Origin of the sequence: Geodermatophilus tzadiensis (genome assembly GCF_003002915.1) — a bacterium.
Classification (GTDB): domain Bacteria; phylum Actinomycetota; class Actinomycetes; order Mycobacteriales; family Geodermatophilaceae; genus Geodermatophilus; species Geodermatophilus tzadiensis.
In genome coordinates this window covers 62,749-82,888 of record NZ_PVTG01000021.1, presented here as the reverse complement: position 1 = coordinate 82,888, position 20,140 = coordinate 62,749, and the positions used below count along the sequence as shown (strand labels likewise).

General features: G+C 76.3%; 13 protein-coding genes. 5 read left to right on the top strand and 8 right to left on the bottom strand.

Annotation, left to right across the window (positions count from 1 at the left end; translation table 11 throughout):
• Nucleotides 1-18: 18 nt before the first annotated feature.
• The 4 genes from LY71_RS21450 to LY71_RS21435 form a co-directional block, all read right to left on the bottom strand.
• Nucleotides 19-648, bottom strand: a complete 630-nt coding sequence (locus LY71_RS21450) for an isochorismatase family protein (protein ID WP_106281627.1) — start codon at nucleotides 646-648, stop codon at nucleotides 19-21.
• A 100-nt stretch (nucleotides 649-748) separates the two neighbouring features.
• A complete protein-coding gene (locus LY71_RS21445; RefSeq protein WP_106281625.1) occupies nucleotides 749-2,626 on the bottom strand; it encodes a hydantoinase B/oxoprolinase family protein in 1,878 nt (625 codons plus the stop codon).
• Between the two features lie 3 nt (nucleotides 2,627-2,629).
• Nucleotides 2,630-4,711, bottom strand: a complete 2,082-nt coding sequence (locus LY71_RS21440; RefSeq protein ID WP_106281623.1) for a hydantoinase/oxoprolinase family protein — start codon at nucleotides 4,709-4,711, stop codon at nucleotides 2,630-2,632.
• The gene (locus LY71_RS21435) at nucleotides 4,708-5,388 is read right to left on the bottom strand and encodes a GntR family transcriptional regulator (protein WP_245888186.1); all 681 of its coding nucleotides are present in this window, start codon (nucleotides 5,386-5,388) and stop codon (nucleotides 4,708-4,710) included. The genes LY71_RS21440 and LY71_RS21435 overlap by 4 nt, the downstream gene beginning before the upstream one ends.
• Nucleotides 5,389-5,623: 235 nt before the next feature.
• Here LY71_RS21435 and LY71_RS21430 point away from each other — a divergent pair, with 235 nt between their 5' ends.
• The 3 genes from LY71_RS21430 to ilvA all read left to right on the top strand — a co-directional run bounded on the left by LY71_RS21430 (nucleotide 5,624) and on the right by ilvA (nucleotide 14,221).
• Nucleotides 5,624-6,511, top strand: coding sequence for an isocitrate lyase/PEP mutase family protein (locus tag LY71_RS21430; RefSeq protein WP_106281618.1), 888 nt, complete (start codon nucleotides 5,624-5,626; stop codon nucleotides 6,509-6,511).
• Nucleotides 6,512-6,688: 177 nt separating this feature from the next.
• A complete protein-coding gene (locus LY71_RS21425; RefSeq protein ID WP_245888184.1) occupies nucleotides 6,689-12,685 on the top strand; it encodes a DUF3320 domain-containing protein in 5,997 nt (1,998 codons plus the stop codon).
• A gap of 246 nt (nucleotides 12,686-12,931) precedes the next feature.
• Nucleotides 12,932-14,221, top strand: a complete 1,290-nt coding sequence (gene ilvA, locus LY71_RS21420) for a threonine ammonia-lyase IlvA (RefSeq protein WP_245888183.1) — start codon at nucleotides 12,932-12,934, stop codon at nucleotides 14,219-14,221.
• A 3-nt stretch (nucleotides 14,222-14,224) separates the two neighbouring features.
• Here ilvA and LY71_RS21415 read toward each other — a convergent pair whose 3' ends face one another.
• Both LY71_RS21415 and LY71_RS23225 read right to left on the bottom strand, forming a co-directional pair.
• Nucleotides 14,225-16,444: a SpoIIE family protein phosphatase gene (locus tag LY71_RS21415; protein WP_106281610.1), complete on the bottom strand. Its 2,220-nt coding sequence runs from the start codon at nucleotides 16,442-16,444 to the stop codon at nucleotides 14,225-14,227.
• A gap of 10 nt (nucleotides 16,445-16,454) precedes the next feature.
• Nucleotides 16,455-16,805, bottom strand: coding sequence for an STAS domain-containing protein (locus tag LY71_RS23225; RefSeq protein ID WP_170121433.1), 351 nt, complete (start codon nucleotides 16,803-16,805; stop codon nucleotides 16,455-16,457).
• 99 nt (nucleotides 16,806-16,904) lie between these two features.
• Here LY71_RS23225 and LY71_RS23220 point away from each other — a divergent pair, with 99 nt between their 5' ends.
• A complete protein-coding gene (locus LY71_RS23220; protein ID WP_170121432.1) occupies nucleotides 16,905-17,303 on the top strand; it encodes an ATP-binding protein in 399 nt (132 codons plus the stop codon).
• Between the two features lie 6 nt (nucleotides 17,304-17,309).
• Here LY71_RS23220 and LY71_RS21405 read toward each other — a convergent pair whose 3' ends face one another.
• The gene (locus LY71_RS21405; protein ID WP_106281604.1) at nucleotides 17,310-17,666 is read right to left on the bottom strand and encodes a cupin domain-containing protein; all 357 of its coding nucleotides are present in this window, start codon (nucleotides 17,664-17,666) and stop codon (nucleotides 17,310-17,312) included.
• 55 nt (nucleotides 17,667-17,721) lie between these two features.
• The gene (locus LY71_RS21400) at nucleotides 17,722-18,690 is read right to left on the bottom strand and encodes a TIGR03557 family F420-dependent LLM class oxidoreductase (RefSeq protein ID WP_106281602.1); all 969 of its coding nucleotides are present in this window, start codon (nucleotides 18,688-18,690) and stop codon (nucleotides 17,722-17,724) included.
• Between the two features lie 144 nt (nucleotides 18,691-18,834).
• Here LY71_RS21400 and LY71_RS21395 point away from each other — a divergent pair, with 144 nt between their 5' ends.
• Nucleotides 18,835-20,013, top strand: coding sequence for an RtcB family protein (locus tag LY71_RS21395; protein WP_106281599.1), 1,179 nt, complete (start codon nucleotides 18,835-18,837; stop codon nucleotides 20,011-20,013).
• The last annotated feature ends 127 nt before the right edge of the window (nucleotides 20,014-20,140 follow it).

Below are 20,140 nucleotides of genomic sequence, written 5' to 3'. Positions count from 1 at the left end.
CCCGGGAGGCGCCGCCGTCTACGCGGGGCGCTGGAGGCAGTCAAGCGCCCCGGACAGGTCGACGACGTCGGCGTACTTGGCGTCGAGGTCGGCGAGGTTGTTCTCGTGCAGCGCCGGGCTGCGGTCGGCGCAGGCCTCGCGCACCACCTGCGGGCGGAACCCGGAGTTGAGCGCGTCCATCGCGGTGGCCCGCACGCAGCCCGACGTCGACACCCCGGCGATCACGAGGGTGTCCACGCCGAGGCCGACCAGCGTCGGTGCCAGCGTCGTGCCGAAGAACGCCGACGCGTACTGCTTGACCACCACGGGCTCACCCGGGTCCGGAGCCAGCGTCAGCTCGCCCCAGCCACCGGGCGCGTCCTCGGCGAAGGCGGCCAGCGCCGGCACCTTGCGCACGAACAGCCCGCCGTCGGCCAGACCGCGGGTGTAGCGGACCGCCGTCCACAGCACCGGGTGGCCGCGCCCGCGGGCCGCCGTCACCAGGGCCGACGCCGCCTCGACCGCCGGCCCGGGGTCGGGCAGCGCGAACGGCCCGCCGGCCTCGGTGTAGGCGCGGCAGAGGTCGATGACCAGCACCGCCGGGCGGCTCCCCCAGCCGACCCGCCCGGAGAACGCCGTCCCGTGCGGTCCGGGCTCCGGCACGCTCACGGCCCCTCCCCCCGCGGCGAGATCCGCACACTCGCGCCCTTCCGGCCCGGGACGGCGACCGGTGTGCAGATCTCGCGCGAGCGGTGGGGGGCGGAGCGGTTCATCCCGCCGTCCACACCGGACGCCGGGGCGCGGGCAGGCCGGTCTCCTCCTCGCAGCGGGCGAGCAGCTCCTCCACCGGCGGCCCCATGTCGAACACCGGCAGCTCCGCGGGCCGGTCGGCGCGCAGCTGGTCGCGCACCGTCTCGGTGGCCTCGGCGTCCACCTCGCCGTCCTCGGTGACGACGACGCCGTAGCGCCGGGCGCCGGCCTGGGTGACCAGGCCGCGCCGCACTTCGCGGGCCACCAGCTCCGGGTCGCGCAGCAGGGGGTCGCCCCACCCGCCGCCGCCCCAGGTGACGAAGTGCAGCACGTCGCCCGGGTGCACCGGCACGCCGTGGCACTTGCTCGGCAGCACCTCGCGGGTGCCGTCGGCCCGGTCGATCCACTTGCGGCCGCGCGCGCCGGGCTCGCCGCCGTTGACGCCCCAGGGATAGGTGAGCCAGCGGTCGTCGTGGATGGCGATCTCGCCGGGCTCCTCGAAGACGTAGGCCACGTCGACGCCGTTGCCGCCGCGGTGCAGGCCGGCGCCGCCGGTGTCGGGCACGGTCTCCCACGTCTCGATGCGCAGCGGGTAGTAGGACTCGAGGTACTCGCAGGGGATGTTGACGAAGCTCGGCCACAGCGAGTGCCCGTCGGGGCCGTCGCCCAGCGGCCGCCCGGGGATGCCGCCGAAGCCGATCGAGTAGAGCTGGAACCACTCGCCCTTCCGCTCGCCCGACGAGTAGTGCCCGGAGTACATGAAGTGCGGCGAGGAGGAGAAGCCGGCCGCGTTGAGCAGCGCCGGGTTGGTCTGCCCGAGCAGCCCGCCGAACAGGTCGAACACCCGCCCGATGCCGTGGTTGCGGCCGTTGAGCGCCGCCGGGTGCTTCGGCTTCCAGTACGAGCCGTCGGGGATGGTGACGTCGACCAGCGGGTAGAAGCCGTCGTTCCACAGGATCTGCGGATCGGCGACGGTGATCATGTAGATCCCGAAGAACATCCGGGTCAGGTTCTCGTTGATGTAGTAGTTGATCGGCCCGGCCGCCTGCGGCGAGGACCCGGTGAAGTCCAGGTGCACCTTCTCGCCGGTGCGGGTGAGCGAGAGCTTCAGCTCGTAGGGGCCGTTGCCGACGCCGTCGTCGCAGATGTAGTCGGTGAACGACAGCGTGCGGCCCTCCTCGAACACCGCCTGCAGCAGCACCTTCATCGCGTCGTGGTTGCGCTGCAGCAGCGCGTCGAGGGCCGACAGGTAGGTGGCGGTGCCGAAGCGCTGGCACATCTCGACCACCCGGCGGGCGGCGGTGCGGCAGGCGGCGACCAGGCCGTTGAGGTCGGCGCGGTTCCAGTCGGGCATGCGGACCTGGTTGAGGATGATCCGCAGCGCATCGTCGTTGGGCACGCCCTTCCGGTAGAGCTTGAAAGGGGGTATCACCACCCCCTCCTCGTAGATGGTGCGGGCGTCGGTGGGCATCGACGACGGCGTCTTGCCGCCCACGTCGGACATGTGCCCGAACATCGACGCCCAGCCCACCACCCGGCCCTCGTGGAACACCGGCATGACCAGCAGCCAGTCGTTGGCGTGGCTGATCGCCGCCCCGCAGGCGTAGGGGTCGCTGGTCAGCAGGACGTCGCCCTCCTCGACGGTGTCGTCGAAGCCGTCGAGGAAGTCGGGGATGGACAGGCCGAACTGGCCGACGACCATCTTCCCGCTGGGGTCGCCGATGAGCGGGAACTCGTCGTGCTGCTCGCGGATGCCGGGCGAGAGCGCGGTGCGGAACAGCACCTCGTCCATCTCGTAGCGGGCGTTGCGCAGCCCGTTCTCGATGAGGTCGAGGGTGACCGGGTCGACGTCGACCCGCTCGACCTCGCCGGTGGCGGTCTCGACGATGCGGGCCACGGTTCACGCCTCCGGGGTGATGAGCAGCGAGCCCGAGGCGTGCACGGCGGCCGCGTGCCCGGGCAGGACGAGGGTCGTGGAGTCCATCTCGGTGACGATCGCCGGACCGCGCACCACGTCACCGGCCCGCAGCCGCGCCCGGTCGTAGACCCGCGCGGTCACCTGCTCGCCGCCGACGTGCACGGGGTGCTCGGTGACCAGGGCGCCCGCCGGGTCGCCGTCGCTCTCCTCCAACCGCACCGGGGCGACGTCGGGGCGCGGTCCGGTGACCGTGGCGCGGGCGTTGACCAGCTCGTGGTCGACGTCGAGGAGGAAGGAGAACAGCCGGTCGTGCTCGGCGTCGAAGGCCTCCCCCAGCCGGGCCAGCGCGCCTGTGCTGCCCCCACCCGCCCCACCGGCGCCGTCGAGCCAGGCGGGGTCCACCTCGACCGGGATCTCGAAGCCCTGCCCGTGGTAGCGGACGTCGACCTGGAAGCCGATCGTCTGGTCCTCGCGCGCCAGGCCCTGGGCGGCGAGCCGGCCGGCGGCCTCGTCGGCCAGCTCGCGCAGGATCTGGCTCAGCTCGCCGTCAGTCAGCTGGCCGAAGCGGCGCAGCACGGTGCGCGCGGACTCGTCGCGCCGGCTGGTGGTGGCGTCGCCGAGGGCGCACAGCACCCCCGGGGACGGCGGGACGATCACCGGCCACGCGCCGGTCAGCCTGCCGAGCGCGTTGGCGTGCAGCGGGCCGGCGCCGCCGAAGGCGACCAGCGCGAAGTCGCGGGGGTCGAAGCCCTGCTGCACCGACACCAGCCGCAGCCCGCCGAGCATGTTCTCGTTGACGATGTCGACGATCCCGGCGGCCGCGGCCTCCGGGGAGTCCAGCCCCATCGCCTCGGCGACCTTGCTCACCGACGCCCGCGCGGCCTCGGCATCCAGGGTGATCTCGCCGCCCGCCAGCGCCGAGGGCAGGTAGCCGAGGACGACGTTGGCGTCGGTGACCGTCGGCTCCGTGCCCCCTTTCCCGTAGGCGGCCGGGCCCGGGTCGGCGCCGGCCGACTGCGGGCCGACCCGCAGCGCGCGGGTCAGCTCGGGCACGTGCGCGATCGACCCGCCGCCGGCGCCGACCGTGCGGACGTCGACGCTGGAGGCCCGCACGGTCAGGTCGCCGACCTTCGTCTCCCGGCCGATCCGCGGGGACAGGCCGCGCACCAGCGCCACGTCGGTCGAGGTGCCGCCCATGTCGAAGGTGATGAGGTCGCGGTGGCCGCACTGCTCGGCCACCCACACCGCGCCGGTCACCCCGCCGGCCGGGCCCGACAGCAGCATGGTCACCGGCGCGGCGACCGCGGCGTCGGCCGACTGCAGGCCGCCGTCGCTGCGCAGGATCGACAGCTCCCCGGCCACCCCGCCCTCGTGCAGCCCCGCCGACAGGTGCCGCACGTACTTCTCCACCTGCGGCTGCACGTAGCCGTTGGCGACGGTGGTCAGCGTGCGCTCGTACTCGCGCAGCTCCGGCAGCACGTCCGACGACAGCGACACCGGGACGCCGGGCAGCACCTCGGCGGCGAGCTCCCGGATGCGCCGCTCGTGGCCGGCGTCGGCGAAGGAGTTGACCAGGCTGACCGCCAGCGCCTGCACGCCGCGCCCGGCCAGGCGGGTCAGCTGCGCGCGGACGTCGTCGTCGTCGAGGGGGCGCACGACCGAGCCGTCACTGGCGATGCGCCCCTCGACCTCCACGGTGTCCTCGAGGTCGGCCAGCGGCTCGGGCTTGGGCCAGATGATCCAGCCGGCCAGCCCGCCGGGGACGAAGGAGCGGGCGATCTGCAGCACCTGCCGGAAGCCGCGGGTGGTGACCAGCCCGACGCGGGCGCCCTTGCCCTCGAGGATCGCGTTGGTCGCGACCGTGGTGCCGTGCAGCACCTGCGCGACCTCGGCCATCGCGATGCCCGCGTCGGCACACACCTCCTCGATGCCGCGCAGCACGCCGACCGCCTGGTCGGCCGGGGTGGAGGCGGTCTTGGCGCGCCACGTCGCGCCGCTGTCCTCGTCGACGAGCAGGACGTCGGTGAAGGTGCCCCCCACGTCGACTCCGAGCCGGTAGCTCATGCGGTCTCCTCTTCCGGGGTCGCGGTGGCGGTGGTCTGCAGCCGGGCCGCCCGGACCATCACGGCCCGGGCGTTGGCGATGTGCGAGGTCATGACGGCGCGGGCCCAGTCCGGGTCGCCCGCGCGCAGCGCCGCGACGATCTCGCCGTGGTGGGCGAGGCTGCGGCGCAGCGACTCCTCGTCGTAGGTGAGGAAGTTGCGGCGCACGATCGGCGGGTGGATGGCCGCGGCCAGCGCGGCGGCCAGCGCCGGGTGCCCGGCGAGGGCCACCAGCCGGTCGTGGAAGGCCCGGTTGAGGGGGACGAGAGCGTCGAGGTCCTGCCCGGGACCGGGGCTGCCGACCTCGCACATCCGCCGGGCCAGCGCGTCGAGCTCGTCGACGTCGGCGGGCCGGGCGTTCGGGACGGCGAGCGCGGTGAGCCGCGGCTCGAGCACCGCGCGCAGGTCGAACACGCCCTCGAGCTCGGCGACGGTCCAGGTGGCCACCCGGGCGCCGCGGTTGGGGACGACCTGCACCAGCCCCTCGGCGGCCAGCCGGGACAGCGCCTCGCGCACCGGGGTGCGGCTGACGCCCAGCCGGTCGGCGAGCTCGACCTCCCCGAGCCGTGCGCCGGCGGCCAGCTCGCCGCCCATGATGAGCTCGCGGAGGGCCGTCAGGGCCCGTTCGGCGGACGTCACCGGCCGTGTCACAGCTCACACCCCCCGTTCGATTGCATGCAAGGTAGGGGTGGGGGCGGGTGCGCACAAGGGGTCGCCGGAGAACCTCCGCGTTCCGTTTCCTGCGTTGCGGTGCACGTCGCGGCCGGTGCAGACTGCTCCCGACCCGGACCACCCCGCACCGGCCCGTGTATGCAACCGACCGTGTCGGGACGCGCGCACCCGGTCGGCGGGGGCCGCTCACCGAGGAGGCGTCGTGGGGGATCTGCTGGGGGCCGGAGGGGCGCCGCGGGCCCGGCTGCGCGAGCTGCTCGCCGGCCCGGCGCCGCTGGTCGCGCCGGGGGCCTACGACGCGCTGTCGGCCCGGCTGGTGGAGCAGGCCGGCTTCGGCGCCGTCTACATGACCGGCTTCGGCACGACGGCCTCGCTCATCGGCCGCCCCGACGTCGGGCTGCTGTCGGGCGCGGAGATGGTCGACAACGCCCGCCGGATCGCCGCCGCCGTCGACGTCCCGGTCATCGCCGACGCCGACACCGGCTACGGCAACGCGCTCAACGTCGTCCGCACGGTGCAGCTCTACGAGCAGGCCGGGGCCGCGGGCATCCAGCTCGAGGACCAGGTCATGCCCAAGAGGTGCGGGCACATGAGCGGCAAGGCGCTCGTCCCGACCGAGGAGATGGCCGGCAAGGTCCGGGCGGCCGCGGCCGCCCGGCGCGACCCCGACCTGGTGCTCATCGCGCGCACCGACGCGGTCGCGGTCAGCGGGGTGGACGACGCCCTGCAGCGCGCCCGCGCCTACGCCGAGGCCGGCGCCGACCTGCTCTTCGTCGAGGCGCCGACGACCGAGGCCGACGTCGAGCGGGTGGCCGGCGAGCTGGCCGGCGTCGCGCCGCTGGTCTTCAACTGGGCCGAGGGCGGGCGCACTCCCCCGCTGTCGCTGCAGCGGATGACCGAGCTGGGCTTCGCGCTGGTCATCTACCCGATCGGCACCCTGCTGGCCGCGACCGCCGGCATCCGGGCGCTGCTCGACGGGCTGCGCACCGAGGGCGTGCCGCCGCTGGACGGGCTGCCCACCTTCGGGGAGTTCACCGACCTCGTCGGCCTGCCCGAGGTGACCGACCTCGAGCAGCGCTTCGCCGGCTGAGCGGAGCCGTTCTCGGCAGCGCGGCAGGGTCTCCGGACAACGTCTCGGCCCTCCCGTCACACCCGTCCCAGACTCGTCCGGGGATGACCGGACCGGTCCGTCCGGACCGGTAGACAGGGCGCCATGGGCACTCCGGACGGCCGGCCGCATCCGCACGACGGGGCTGCCCGGGCGAGCGTGGCGATCACGGCCACGAGCACGCCGGTGCTGTCGGCCGCGCTGGCCGCCGGCGGGGTGCCCGTGGTGTCCCGGCTGGCGCTCACCGCCCACGGCGGCCCGCTGCCCGGCGCCACCGTGCGGCTCGGCGTCCGCGACGCCGAGGGACCCATCGGCACCCCGGTCGAGCTGACCGTCGACCTCGAGGCCGGCCGCACGACGGTGCTCAGCGACCTCGGCCTGGTCCTCGACCCCGCCGCCATGCAGCAGGTCGGCCGGCAGCGCCCGGGCTCGGTCGAGATCGACGTGACCGCGGCCGGCGCCGACGTCGGCGGCACCGCGCTGCCGGTGCAGGTGCTGGCCGCCGGGCAGTGGCTGGCCGCCCCGGTGCCGCTGGCCCTGGAACTGCTGGCCGCGCACGTCCAGCCCCAGCACCCGGCCGTGACCGCGCTGCTCGGTGAGGCCGCGGCGCGGCTCGACGCGGGCACCGGCGACGCCGGCGTCCCGGGCTACGCGGCCGGGCCGGAGCGGGTCGACGAGGTCGTCACCGCGGTGGCCGCCGCACTGCGGGCCCGGGGCGTCCGGGCCGGCGAGGCGCCCGCGGGCTGGGCCGAGCACGCGCAGCAGGTGCGCACCCCCGGCGAGGTGCTCGACGGGCGGGTGGGCAGCTGCCTGGACGTCGTCGTCACGCTGGCCGCCGCGCTGGAGGCGGCCGGCGTCCGTCCGCTGCTGTGGGTGGCCGACCGGCACGCCGTCCTCGGCTACTGGCGCGAGGAGCGCAGCGCCGAGAGCGCCGCCACCACCGACGTCGCCCCGCTGGTGGACCTGGTCGGCCGCGGCCTGGTCCGGCTGGTGGAGACCACGCTGCTGACCACCGGCGACGGGCCCGACGCCGAGCCGGACGCCGACGCGCTGCACCGCGCCGCCGACGCCTGGCTGACCGGGGCGCCCGACCGGCTGCTCGGCGTCACCGACGTGCGCCGCGCCCGGCGCGACGGCATCCTGCCGCTGCCCGTCCGCACCCGGGGTGCCGACGGCGCGGTCCAGGTGATCGAGTACCGGCCGGTCGCGGCCGACCCCGCCCGGCCGCCCGGCCGGCACGCCGCGCCCGCTCCCGGCGAGCGCCCGGGCGTGCCCCCGCGCGTGCAGCAGTGGAAGAACGCCCTGCTCGACCTCAGCCTGCGCAACCGGCTGATCAACTACACCCCCGGCGCCGGCCTGCCGCTGACCGTCCCGGGCGCCTACCTGGCCACGCTGGCCGGCCTGCTCACCGGCGGGACGGCGGTCGGCCTGCTGCCCGCCGACCGGCTGCCCGAGGAGCAGCGGGAGCGGGGCGTCGACACCGCCCGGCGGCTGCCGGTCGGCGAGCTGGCCGAGGTGCTGCTGGAGCAGGGCGCCGTGCACGCCGACGTCTCCGAGGGCGGGTACCTGCCGCGGCTGCGCGCCCTGGCCCACCGCGCGCGCACCGTCCTCGAGGAGACCGGTGCCAACAACCTGCACCTGGCCCTCGGCAGCCTGGTCTGGGAGGTCGACGAGCGGCCGCTGCGCTCCCCGCTGGTGCTGCTGCCGGTGGTGCTCGCCCCCGCCGGCGCCTCCCCCGACGGCGCGGAGAGCTACCGGCTGTCGGCCGACGAGACGGCCGGCGCCAGCCCGAACTGGTGTCTGCTGGAGAAGCTGCGGCAGGAGCACGGCCTGGAGCTGCCGGGCCTGAGCGCCGACGCCGAGGCAGTCGACGTCGACAGCGTCCTGGCCACCCTCCGCCAGGCGCTGGCCGACGCCGGGCTGCCGTTCCGCGTCGAGGCCACCGCCGACCTCGCCGTCCTGTCGTTCGCCGGGTACCGGCTCTGGCGCGACCTCGACGAGCACTGGGCGGAGCTGGCCGCCAACCCGCTGGTCGACCACCTGGTGCACGCGCCGCACCAGCCGTTCGTCGACCCGGTGCCGGCCCCGGCCGTCCCGGCCGACCTCGACGAGCTCGCCGCCGCCTGCCCCGTCCCGGCCGACGCCTCGCAGCTGCGCGCCGTGGCCGAGGGCCTGGCCGGCCGCACCTTCGTGCTCGAGGGGCCGCCGGGGACGGGCAAGTCGCAGACCATCACCAACCTGCTCACCCGGGCGGTCGCCGAGGGCATGCGGGTGCTGTTCGTCGCCGAGAAGCGGGCCGCGCTCGACGTGGTGGCCCGCCGGCTCGAGGCGGTGGGCATGGGCCCGTTCACCCTCGACCTGCACGACCGCGGCGCCCGCGCCTCCGAGGTCCGCGCCCGCGTGCGCGCGGCGCTGGAGCACGCGGTCGCCGTCGACGAGCCGGGCCTGGCCGCCGACGGCGAGGACCTGCGCGCGGCCCGCCGCACCCTGGCCCGCTACGCCGACCGGCTGCACGCGCCCAACGCCGCGGGGCTGTCCTACTACTCGTCGCGGACGGCGCGGCTGGCCGTCGGGGACGACGTGCCGCACCTGCCGGTGCCGCTGACCTTCGCCGCCGCCGCACCCGCCGAGACGCTGGCCGCGGTGCGCCGCGCGCTGGCCCTGCTGCCCGACGTCGCCGACCTGGCCCGGCCCTCGGCGCGGCACCCGTGGGCGTTCGTCGACTCCGCGCGCGTCGACCTGGCCGCCGCGCACGCCGCCGCCCTCGAGGTGGACGCCGCGGTGCGCTCGCTGCCGGCGGAGGAGCACCTGTCGCGGGCGCTGCGCGAGGTGCGCACCCCCGCCGACCTCGTCGCCCTGGCCCACCTGCTGGCCGGCCCCGGCGTGGGCCTCGACGTGCTCGACGAGGTGCCCACGCAGCGGTGGACGACGGTGACCGCCGCGGTGCTCGCCGACCTGGCCGCCTTCTCCGGGGCCGTGCACCCCGGCCTGGAGCTGGCCACGCCGGAGGCGGTGGAGCTGCCGCTGGCCGACCTCTACGTGCAGGCGCAGACCGCGCAGGCCGCCCGCTGGTGGACCCGCCGGCAGGGGCTCAAGGCGGTGCGCGCCCGGCTCGCGCCGGTGCTGCGGCCCGGCGTGCAGGTGCGGCTGCGCGACGTCCCGGAGCTGACCGCCGCGCTGTGGCGGGTGCAGCAGGCCGCGGCGGCCCTCGTGGCGCGGGCCGCGGTCATCCCGGGCCTGTCGGTGCCGGCCGGCTGGAACCCGCTCACCGACCCGACGCTGCTCGACGGACAGGTCGGCTGGCTGCAGCGGGCCGGCGCCGCGGTCGACAGCGCTCGCCCGTTCGCCGTCGCGCTGCGCCGCTACCTCGTGGCCGGACCCGGCCCGGACGCCGCCGCGGCCGCCGCGGTGACCCGGCTGCGCCGGGCGCTGACCGCGCTGCTGCGGGCGTGCGACAGCAGCCCGGCCGCGTTCGCCGAGTGGTGCGGGGACGACGGCGTGCTGCTGCGCTGGGCGCTGACCCGCCCCGAGCGCGGCCTGGACCACCCCGGCCTGATCTCGCTGCGCCGCTGGGCGGAGTTCCTCGACACCGTCGAGCCGCTGCGCGCCGCGGGCCTGACCGAGGCCCGCCACGCGCTGGTCAGCGGCCGGCTGCCCGCCGAGGACGCCCCGCGCGCGTTCGAGGCCGGGCTGGCCACGGTGTCGGGCGCCGAGCGGCGCGCCGCGACCGGCCTGGACGCCTTCGACGAGGTCGCGCACGACCGCGCGATCGCCCGCTTCACCGCCGCCTCGCGCGGCGTCCGCCGGCACCTGACGGCCGCGCTGCCGGCGGCGGTGCTGGCCGGTCGCCGCCTGGACGACGACCGGCTCGGCGCGCTGCAGCGCGAGCTGACCCGCTCGCGCAGCGGACCGAGCGTGCGCGCGCTGCTCGCCGAGCACGGCGACCTGGTGACCGCGCTGCTGCCCTGCGTGCTGGTCAGCCCCGACTCGGTGGCCCGCTTCTTCCCGGCGCGGGCCGGCCAGTTCGACCTCGTGGTCTTCGACGAGGCCTCGCAGATCCGGGTGGCCGAGGCCGTCGGCGCCCTGGGCCGGGCACGGGCCGCGGTCGTCGTGGGCGACAGCCAGCAGCTGCCGCCGACGTCGTTCGCCGAGTCGACGGCGGCCCGCGACGACGACCCGGCCGGCCTGCTGGGGACCGCCGCCGAGGACGAGGAGTCGATCCTCACCGAGTGCGTGCAGGCGGGGCTGCCGCGGCACTGGCTGTCGTGGCACTACCGCAGCCAGGACGAGTCGCTGATCGCCTTCAGCAACGCCCACTACTACGACGACCGGCTCGCGTCCTTCCCGGCACCGGCGCACGGCCGGCCCTCCGCGGACGTCGACGGCCGCGGCATCTCGCTGGTGCGGGTCGACGGCACCTTCCACCGCGCGGGCGCCGGCCGGCTGCTGCGGACCAACCCGATGGAGGCCAAGGCCGTCGTCGCCGAGATCCGCCGCCGCTTCGCCGCCTCGCCGGACGCGGTGCCCTCGATCGGCGTGGTCACCGTCAACGCGCAGCAGCGGGCCTACGTCGAGTCGCTGCTGCGCGACTCCGGCGACGAGCGGCTGGTCGCCGCGCTCGACCGCACCGACGGCGAGGGCCTGTTCGTCAAGAACCTGGAGAACGTGCAGGGCGACGAGCGCGACGTGGTGCTGTTCTCCACCGGCTTCAGCCCCGACGAGCGCGGCGTGCTACCGCTGAACTTCGGCCCGCTCAACCGGGTGGGCGGCGAGCGCCGGCTCAACGTGGCGATCACCCGCGCGCGGCGGCAGGTCGTCGTCTTCACCTCCTTCGACCCGTCGGCGCTGCGCGCGGAGCAGACGTCGTCGGTGGGCATCAAGCACCTGCGCGCCTGGCTGGACCTGGCCGCGCTGGGCCCCGACGCGCTGCCCCGCGCCGCCCGCCGGGTGGGCCTGCCCGACCGGCACCGCGAGGAGGTCGCCGAGGCGCTGCGCTCGCGCGGCCTGGTGGTGCGCACCGACGTCGGGCTCTCCGACTTCCGCATCGACCTGTCGGTGGCCCGCCCCGGTGATCCGGACACCCCGGTGCTCGCCGTGCTGCTCGACGGCCCGGAGTGGGCGCGGCGGGGCACCGTCGGCGACCGCGACGGCCTGCCCGTCGAGGTGCTCGGCGGCCTCCTCGGCTGGCCGCTGGTCGAGCGGGTGTGGCTGCCGTCGTGGCTGCGCGACCGCGAGGAGGTGCTCGACCGGCTGGTCGCCGCCGTCGCCGCGGTGCCCGCTCCGGCCGCGCCGAGGGCCGCGGCGCCGGTGCAGCTGAGCAGCGTCCCGGCCGCTCCTGCGCCGGTCGCCCCTGCCGCGCCGCCCCGGACGCTGCACACGGTGGTCACCGGGGCGCTCGCCGCACTGCCCGGCCCGCGCACGGCCGACGCCGGGCCCGCTCCCGAGCCGGAACCGGCGACGGCCCCCGTGACGCTCACCGTGGTCCCCGACCTGGCCGAGCCCGAACCCGCCGCACTCGAGACCCCCGCTGCCGGGGCTCCGGCCGCTGAGGCGCCCGCCGCGCCGGCCCGGCCGTCGGCCGCCCGCCGCCCGGCTGCGGCTGCGCTGGAGGGCGAGCTGCCGTTCCGCCCCTGGGCGCCCAAGCCGGCGGGGGACCGCAAGGCCCTCGACGGGCTCGCCGACGCCCGCACCGCCCGGCTGGTGCGGCGGGTGCTGCTGGCCGGGGTCAAGGCCGAGGGTCCCGTGCACCGGGACCGGCTCGCCCGGCTCGCGGCCGGGGCGTTCGGCCTCTCGCGGGTCGGTGAGGCGCGCCGCGACGCGCTGCTGGCCCTGCTGCCCGAGGGGACCGTCGACGGCGAGTTCGTCTGGCCCGAGGGCACCGACCGGGCCGGCTGGACCGCGTTCCGCCGGCAGGCCACGAGTGCCGGCCGGCCGCTGGAGCACGTCGCGCCGGAGGAGGTCGGCAACGCGATGGTGGCGCTGTGCCGGGCCGCGGACGGCGGGCTGACCACCGACCAGCTGTTCGTGCGCACCGCCGAGGTGTTCGGTCACCGCCGCCGCACCCCGTCGCTGACTCCGCACCTGACCGCCGCTCTCGACCGCCTCACCGCCGTCGGCCGGCTGACCGTGCACGAGGACGGCCGCGTCACCTCCTGAGCCGGGTACTCCTCCCCGGCCCGGTCGTGCTCTGCCCACTCCGCGTGGGCAGAGCACGAGGGCGGGGGCGACACCTCCTGCCGGCATAGTCGTGCTCTGCCCCGCCAGGCGGGGCAGAGCACGACCCACCGCCGGACACCTCTCCGTCCCTCCTTCGTGCTCTGGTCCGCATCGGGGGCAGAGCACGACCGACCCGGCGGGGACACCCACCGGGGCCCGGCGAGGCCCGGCGGGAGGATGGACGCCGTGAGCAGCACCGCGACGAGCCCCGACCTCGCCCGCTTCCCTGCCGACGTGCGCGACGCCGTCGGCCGGCTCGCGGGCACCGCCGAGCGCACGCCGCTGCAGCGCAACCAGCGCCTCAGCGACCTCACCGGCGCCGACGTCTGGGTCAAGCGCGAGGACCTGCAGGTCGGCCGCTCCTACAAGGTCCGCGGCGCCTACAACACGATCAGCCGCCTCGACGGCGCCGCCCGCGCCGCCGGGATCGTCTGCGCCAGCGCCGGCAACCACGGCCAGGGCGTCGCCCACGCCTGCCGCTCCCTCGGCGTCCGGGGCGCGGTCTTCGTGCCGGGCACGACACCACGGCAGAAACGGGCCCGCATCCAGGCGCTCGGCGGCGACGCGGTCGAGCTCGTCGTCACCGGCGACACCTACGACGACGCCGCGGCGGCCGCGGCCGCGCACGCCGCCGGCACCGGCGCCACGCTGGTGCCGGCCTTCGACGCCTGGCCGGTCGTGGTCGGGCAGGCGACCGTCGCCGTCGAGGTGCTCGAGCAGCTGGGCCGCGCGCCCGACGTCGTGGTCCTCCCCCTGGGCGGCGGCGGGCTGCTGGCCGGCTGCGGCACCTGGCTGCGTCAGGCCAGCCCGGGCACCCGGCTGGTCGGCGTCGAGCCGGCGGGTGCGGCCAGCATGGCCGCGGCCCTGGCGGCCGGCGGGCCGGTCGACCTGCCCGCGATCGACACCTTCGTCGACGGCGCCGCCGTGCGGCGGGCCGGCGCGGTCACCTACCCGCTGGTGCGCGACTGCGGCGCGGAGCTCGTCGCCGTCCCCGAGGGGCAGGTCTGCACCGAGATGCTCGAGCTGTACCAGGTCGACGGCGTCATCGCCGAGCCCGCCGGCGCGCTGGCCACCGCGGCGCTCACCGGCGGCACCGTGCGCGTCGAGCCCGGCCAGACGGTCGTCTGCCTGCTCTCCGGCGGCAACAACGACGTCAGCCGGTACGCCGAGGTCGTCGAGCGGTCCCTGGTGCACCAGGGTCTCAAGCACTACTTCCTGGTCGAGTTCCCGCAGGAGCCCGGGGCGCTGCGCCGCTTCCTCGACGACGTGCTCGGCCCCGACGACGACATCGTGCTGTTCGAGTACGTCAAGCGGGACAACCGGGAGACCGGCGCCGCCCTCACCGGCATCGAGCTCGGCGACGCCGACGACCTGCCGGTGCTGCTGCAGCGCACCGCGGCCAGCCCGCTGCGCATCCAGCACCTCGACCCCGGCTCGCCGGCCTACCGCTACCTGGTCCGCGGCGGCGCCGGCTGAGGATCAGACCCGCGCCAGGCCCACCACGGTGACGTCGTCGTCGCCGGGCGGGTCGAGCGCGGCCACCACGCCGTCGACGACCGCCTGCGGCTCCCCGGCGACGGCGGCCACGGCCTCGCGGACCGCCTCCAGTCCCTCGGGCAGCGGCCGGTCGCGGCGCTCGACCAGGCCGTCGCTGTAGAGCAGCAGCCGGTCGCCGGCGTCGAGCCGCAGCTCGGTCTGCGGGTAGCCGACCGCGTCGAGCAGGCCCAGGGCCGGGCCGCGCCCGTCGGTGACGAGCCGGCCGACGCCGCCCGCGGCGTGCACGGCCGGCAGGTGCCCGGCGTTGGCCAGCGCGACCCGGCCGGTGGCGAGGTCGAGCTGGGCGACGACGGCGGTGGCCATCTCGCCGGGCAGCAGCGCGCCGACGAGCTGGTTGAGCGCCGACAGGGCGGCCGCCGGGCCCTCGTCGCGCAGCAGCACGGCGCGCAGCGCGTGCCGCAGCTGGGCGGTCACCGACGCGGCGGACAGGCCGTGGCCGGCGACGTCGCCGAGCACCACGGCCAGCTCCCCGCCGGGCAGCGGCACCAGGTCGTACCAGTCGCCGCCGACGACGTCGGCCTGGCTGGGCCGGTAGCGGGCGCCGAGCGCGACGCCGGGCACCTTGGGCAGCTCCTCGAGCAGCAGGGTGCGCTGCAGCGCGGCCGACAGCCGGTCGTCCTCCGCGGCGCGGGCCAGCACCGCCTCGGCGAGGTGCCCGGCCAGCGCCCGCGCGGCGGCCACCTCGTGCTCGCGCCACGGCCGGGCGGTGCCGCGGACGGTCTCGGTCCAGCGGGCGAACGAGCGGCGCGGGGAGAGCCGGCCGTCGGTGACCTTGGAGGTGTGCGGGTCCCCGCCCCAGGACACCTCGCGCGGTGACTCCGGGCGGAACCAGGCGAGGAAGTCCCCGCGGCCGCCGCCGACCTCGACGGCCAGCACCCCGCTGGCGTCGGCAGCGAGGTCGTCGAACCCGGGCAGCGCGCGGGTCAGCCGGTCGATGGCCCCGCCGGCCCGCAGCACCGCCGGGACGACGGCGGCCACCCGCTCGGCCGGCGGCGTGGTCCCGAGCAGGTGCAGCCGCCCGTCGAGGCGGACCGCCGCCCCGGCCGCGGGGAGCAGGTCGAGCACGGTCAGCGCCCCGCCGACCAGCGCGGCCGCCGGCGTGCGTGGCGTGCGGCCGACCGCGGCCGCCAGCTCGGCCTCGCGCCGGGCCACCGCGACCGCGCGGTCGTGCTCGCCGGCCTCGACGGTGGTGTGCAGCAGCAGCGAGGCGGTGCGGCCGAGGAACTCCGCGGCGGTGCGGTCGGCGTAGGAGGGCCGGTGCGGGCCGCTGTAGGAGTGGCAGGCGACGAGGCCCCACAGCCGGCCGCGGTCGACGAGCGAGACCGACATCGAGGCGGTGACGCCCATGTTGGCCAGGTACTCCAGGTGCACCGGGGAGACGCTGCGCAGCATCGCGCCCGAGAGGTCCAGCGGCCGGCCGGTGCCGGGCACCAGCGGCGGCTCCAGCGGCACCGGCGTGTAGCGGGCGTCGGGGATCAGCCGCAGCCAGTGGGTGGCGTACAGCGCCCGGGCCTGGGCGGGGATGTCGCCGGCCGGGTAGTGCAGGCCGAGGAAGGGCTCGAGGTCGGCGCGGCGGTCCTCGGCGACCACCTCGCCGTTCCACTCGGCGTCGAAGCGGTAGACCATCACCCGGTCGAAGCCGGTCAGCGCGCGCACCTCGCGGGCCAGCACCCCGGTCAGCCCCTCGAGCGACGTGGGCGCCGACAGCCGCTGCAGCACCGTGGGCAGCCGCCGGTGCCAGGCCGCACCGGCCTGCCCGGCGCCGGCGACCGGCTCCCACTCGGTGACCAGCAGTCCGTCGCTGCGCGAGAGCACCAGGTCCAGCTCGCGGCCGCCGGGTGAGACCCGCAGTGGTTCCGCCTCGGGGAGGTCGCCGGCCAGCGCGGCGCGCAGCCGGTCGAGCTCGGCAGGGCCGAGCAGGTCGGCCAGCGTCCGGCGGGTGAGCTCGACGCCCAGGACGTCGGCGGCGTTGGCCGAGGCGAGGACGACGGCGAGGTCGGCTTCGGTGACCGCCAGCAGCGCGCCGTGCGGCTGGACGGCGCCGGGGACGGCGATCGGCTCGTCGGCGCAGCGGGCCAGCGCGTCAGCGTCGACCTGCCGGCGCACCGGGTCGGGGACGGCGGGCGGCGGGGACGAGGTCACCGCCGCGACCCTAGGACCCGACCTCCCCGTCGGTGAGCCCGGCGGTCTCGACCACGGGCACCAGCCGGTCGAGCTCGAGCAGGTCGATGACCAGGCGCACCGGGGAGTTCGCGCGGGGGCAGACCACCTGCAGCGCGGTGCCGGTCTCGGCGGCGCGCTTGGCGGTGCGGGCCAGCTGCCGGGCGCCGGAGGAGTCCATGAACGCGGTGTCGGTCAGGTCGACCACCAGCGCCCGCGGCGCGGCGGACAGCTCGGCCTCCACGCACCGGGCCAGCTGGGCCACCGTGGCGACGTCGAGCTCACCGCGTACCCTCAGCGCCGGCCGTCCGTGCACCGCTGTGCGGTCGACGGCGAACTGCACGATCGGGCTCCCTCGGTGCGGTGGTCGGACCCAGGGAGCGTAACCGGACGCTGCGCGGGGAGGCCCGGGGTGGAGATCAGCTTCACCGTACGTCTTCCGGTGGACGTCGACAGCGTGCCGTTCGTGCGGGGGCTGTGCCGGCAGGCGCTCGAGCACCTGCGCATCGACCGGCCGGTGGTGGAGGAGACCACGCTGGCGCTCACCGAGGCGTGCGCGAACGTCGTCCGGCACGCCGGTGCGCACGCCGAGTACGAGGTGTCGGTCGCCATCGCCGGCGAGGTGTGCCGGATCACCGTCGTCGACGACGGCAGCGGCTTCGACCCGGACGAGGTCGCCGGGCGCGAGCCGTCGGCCGACGGCGGCGGCGCGGGGCTGAGGCTCATGCAGGCGCTGGTCGACTCGCTCGACTTCCGCAACGACCCCGACGGCCGGCACCGGGTCAGCCTGGAGAAGCGGCTGTCCTCGCGCCCGACGCTGCGGCTGCTCGACCGCCCCTGACCTCGCTCAGGACGGCGGGGCGTCGCGGCCGGCCTCCTGCGCGGGCGGGGAGGTGGCCTCGACCGCGGTGAACGGCTCGACGATCTCGTAGGTGTGCCGCACCCCCGCCGGCACCACCCACGAGTCGCCGGGCCCCAGCTCCAGCGTCTGGTCCTCCGCCCGCAGCCGGGCCCGCCCGGAGACGGCGTAGCCCACCGTCTCGTAGTCGCGGGCCACCTCGGGCTCGCCCTCGCTCGGCTGCTGCGCGGCCCACAGGCGCATCCCGATCCGGGAGCCGGCCGCCAGGTTGCGCTGCCCCATCCCCCCGGCCTCCACGGCGACCGCCTCGACCTTGCTGACCCGGCTCTCGCTCGTCCCGCTCATGGACGGCGGGCTACCCGGGGAGGTGTCGCGCAAGCGTCCCCACCCGGGATACGCGTCAGGACGACGGGGTGAGCGCGCGGACCCGCTCGATCAGCCCGCCGGCGCAGGCGTCGATGAAGCCGTCGGGGTCGGGGCCGGCGTTCTGCAGCACGATGTGGTCGAAGCCGGCGTCGACGTAGGGCTGCACCTGCTGCACGTGCCTGTCGACGTCCGGGCCGCAGGAGAACTGCTGGCGGATGTCGTCGGGCTTCACCGTGGCGCTGGCCGCGTCGAAGTTCACCGGGTTGGGCAGCTCGCTCATCACCTTCCACCCGGTGAGCGCCCAGCGGCTGGTCGTGAGCGCCTCCTGGACGGCGGACTCCTCGTCGGTGGCCCAGGCCATCGGCACCTCGGCGTAGCGCGGGCCGGCGCCGCCGGCGTCGCGGTAGGCCTCGACCAGGTCGCTGCGCGGCTCGGTGGCGAACAGCCCGTCGCCGTGCTCGGCGGCCAGCGTCGAGGCGTTGTGCCCGCCGCTGGCGACGGCGATGACCGGCAGCCGGTCGGGCAGGTCGAACACGCGGGCGTCCTCGAGCTGCAGGTACTGCCCGTCGTAGGACTGGTAGCCGCCCTGCCAGAGCAGCTTGATGATCTCCAGTGCCTCGGTGAGCATCTTGTGCCGCGTGCGCACGGCCGGCCAGCCCTGGCCCACGACGTGCTCGTTGAGCCGCTCACCGGCGCCGATGCCGAGGGTGAACCGGTTGTCCGAGAGGATCTGCACCGTCGCGGCGGCCTGGGCGATGACCGCCGGGTGGTACCGGATGATCGGGCACGTCACGCCGGTGACCAGGCCGATCCGCTGGGTCCGCGCCGCCATCGACCCGAGCATCGACCAGGTGAAGCCGCTGTGGCCCTGGACGTCCAGCCACGGGTGGAAGTGGTCGCTCAGCTCGACGAAGTCGAAGCCGGCCTCCTCCGCGCGGACCGTCTGGCGGACCACCTCGTTGGGCGGAAAGGCCTCGGTGGCGAGCTTCAGTCCGACCTGCATCGCGGTGTCCTCACTGTGGGGTCCGGCTGTCCCCCGCCGCCTGCCCGGGGCCCGCGGAACGGAAACGGCACGCCGGGTCGACCGGGCACGGCGCCGGGTAGTGCGGTGGCGGCGCGCAGCCCGCGGCAGGAGGAAGGCAGGACCATGGAGGAGATCAGCGAACGCCTGCTCAACTGGGCGTCGATCCTGGAGCCGACCACCCGGGCGCAGGCCGAGCGGACGGCGTCGATGCCGTTCATCCACCCGCACGTCGCGCTGATGCCCGATGCGCACCTCGGTCTCGGCGCGACCGTCGGCTCGGTCATCCCGACCGACCGCGCGATCATCCCGGCCGCGGTCGGGGTGGACATCGGCTGCGGGATGATGGCCGTCCGCACCCAGTTCACCGGCGACGACGTCCGCGGCCGGGACCTCGCGACACTGCACCAGCAGATCTCGCGGGCCATCCCCCTGTCGGCCGGCCGCTACAACAAGAAGGTGCGCGACAGCGCGGCGGCGCGGGTCGGGGAGCTGCGGGACCTGCCGGGCGCGGCCCAGGCCGACGGCGTCGCGCCGAACTGGCCGCAGCAGCTGGGCTCGCTCGGGTCGGGCAACCACTTCATCGAGGTCTCCCTCGACGAGGCCGACCGCGTGTGGCTGTTCCTGCACTCGGGCTCGCGCGGGGTCGGCAACAAGCTGGCGTCGAAGCACATCCGGATCGCCCAGGACCGCACCCGGGCCAAGGGGGTCGACGTCCCCGACCGCGACCTGGCGTACCTGGAGGAGGGCGAGCCGGAGTTCGACGCCTACGTCGAGGCGCTGCACTGGGCGCAGCGGTTCGCCGCGCTCAACCGCGAGGAGATGATGGACCGCGTCGCCGAGCAGCTGTCGCGGTTCTTGAGTGGACACGGCCTCACCGAGGAGGTGCACCGCGCGCAGGTCGTGCAGTGCCACCACAACTACACCGAGCGCGAGCGCCACTTCGGTGCCGACGTGTGGCTGTCCCGCAAGGGCGCGATCTCCGCGCGCGCGGGCCAGTGGGGACTGATCCCGGGTTCGATGGGCGCGGCGTCCTACGTCGTGGTCGGGAAGGGCAACGCGGAGTCGCTGATGTCGGCGCCGCACGGCGCGGGCCGCGCGTTCTCCCGTGGCGCGGCGCGCCGGCAGTTCACCCGCGCCGACCTCGACCGCCGGATGAGGGGCATCGCCTGGGGGCACTCCGACGCCTTCCTCGACGAGCACCCGGATGCCTACAAGTCCATCGACGTCGTCATGGCCGACGCCGCCGACCTGGTGGAGGTCCGGCACACGCTGCGCCAGGTGGTCAACGTCAAGGGCGACTGACGAAAGCCCCCCTGCCCCTACCGGTGGAACGTGCAGGACAGTGAGCGCGCAGCCGACGCGGGACCGGCCGACGCCGGAGGCACCCGCGAGAACGGATGGGACGTCATGGAGCCGCTCTGCCAGGCCC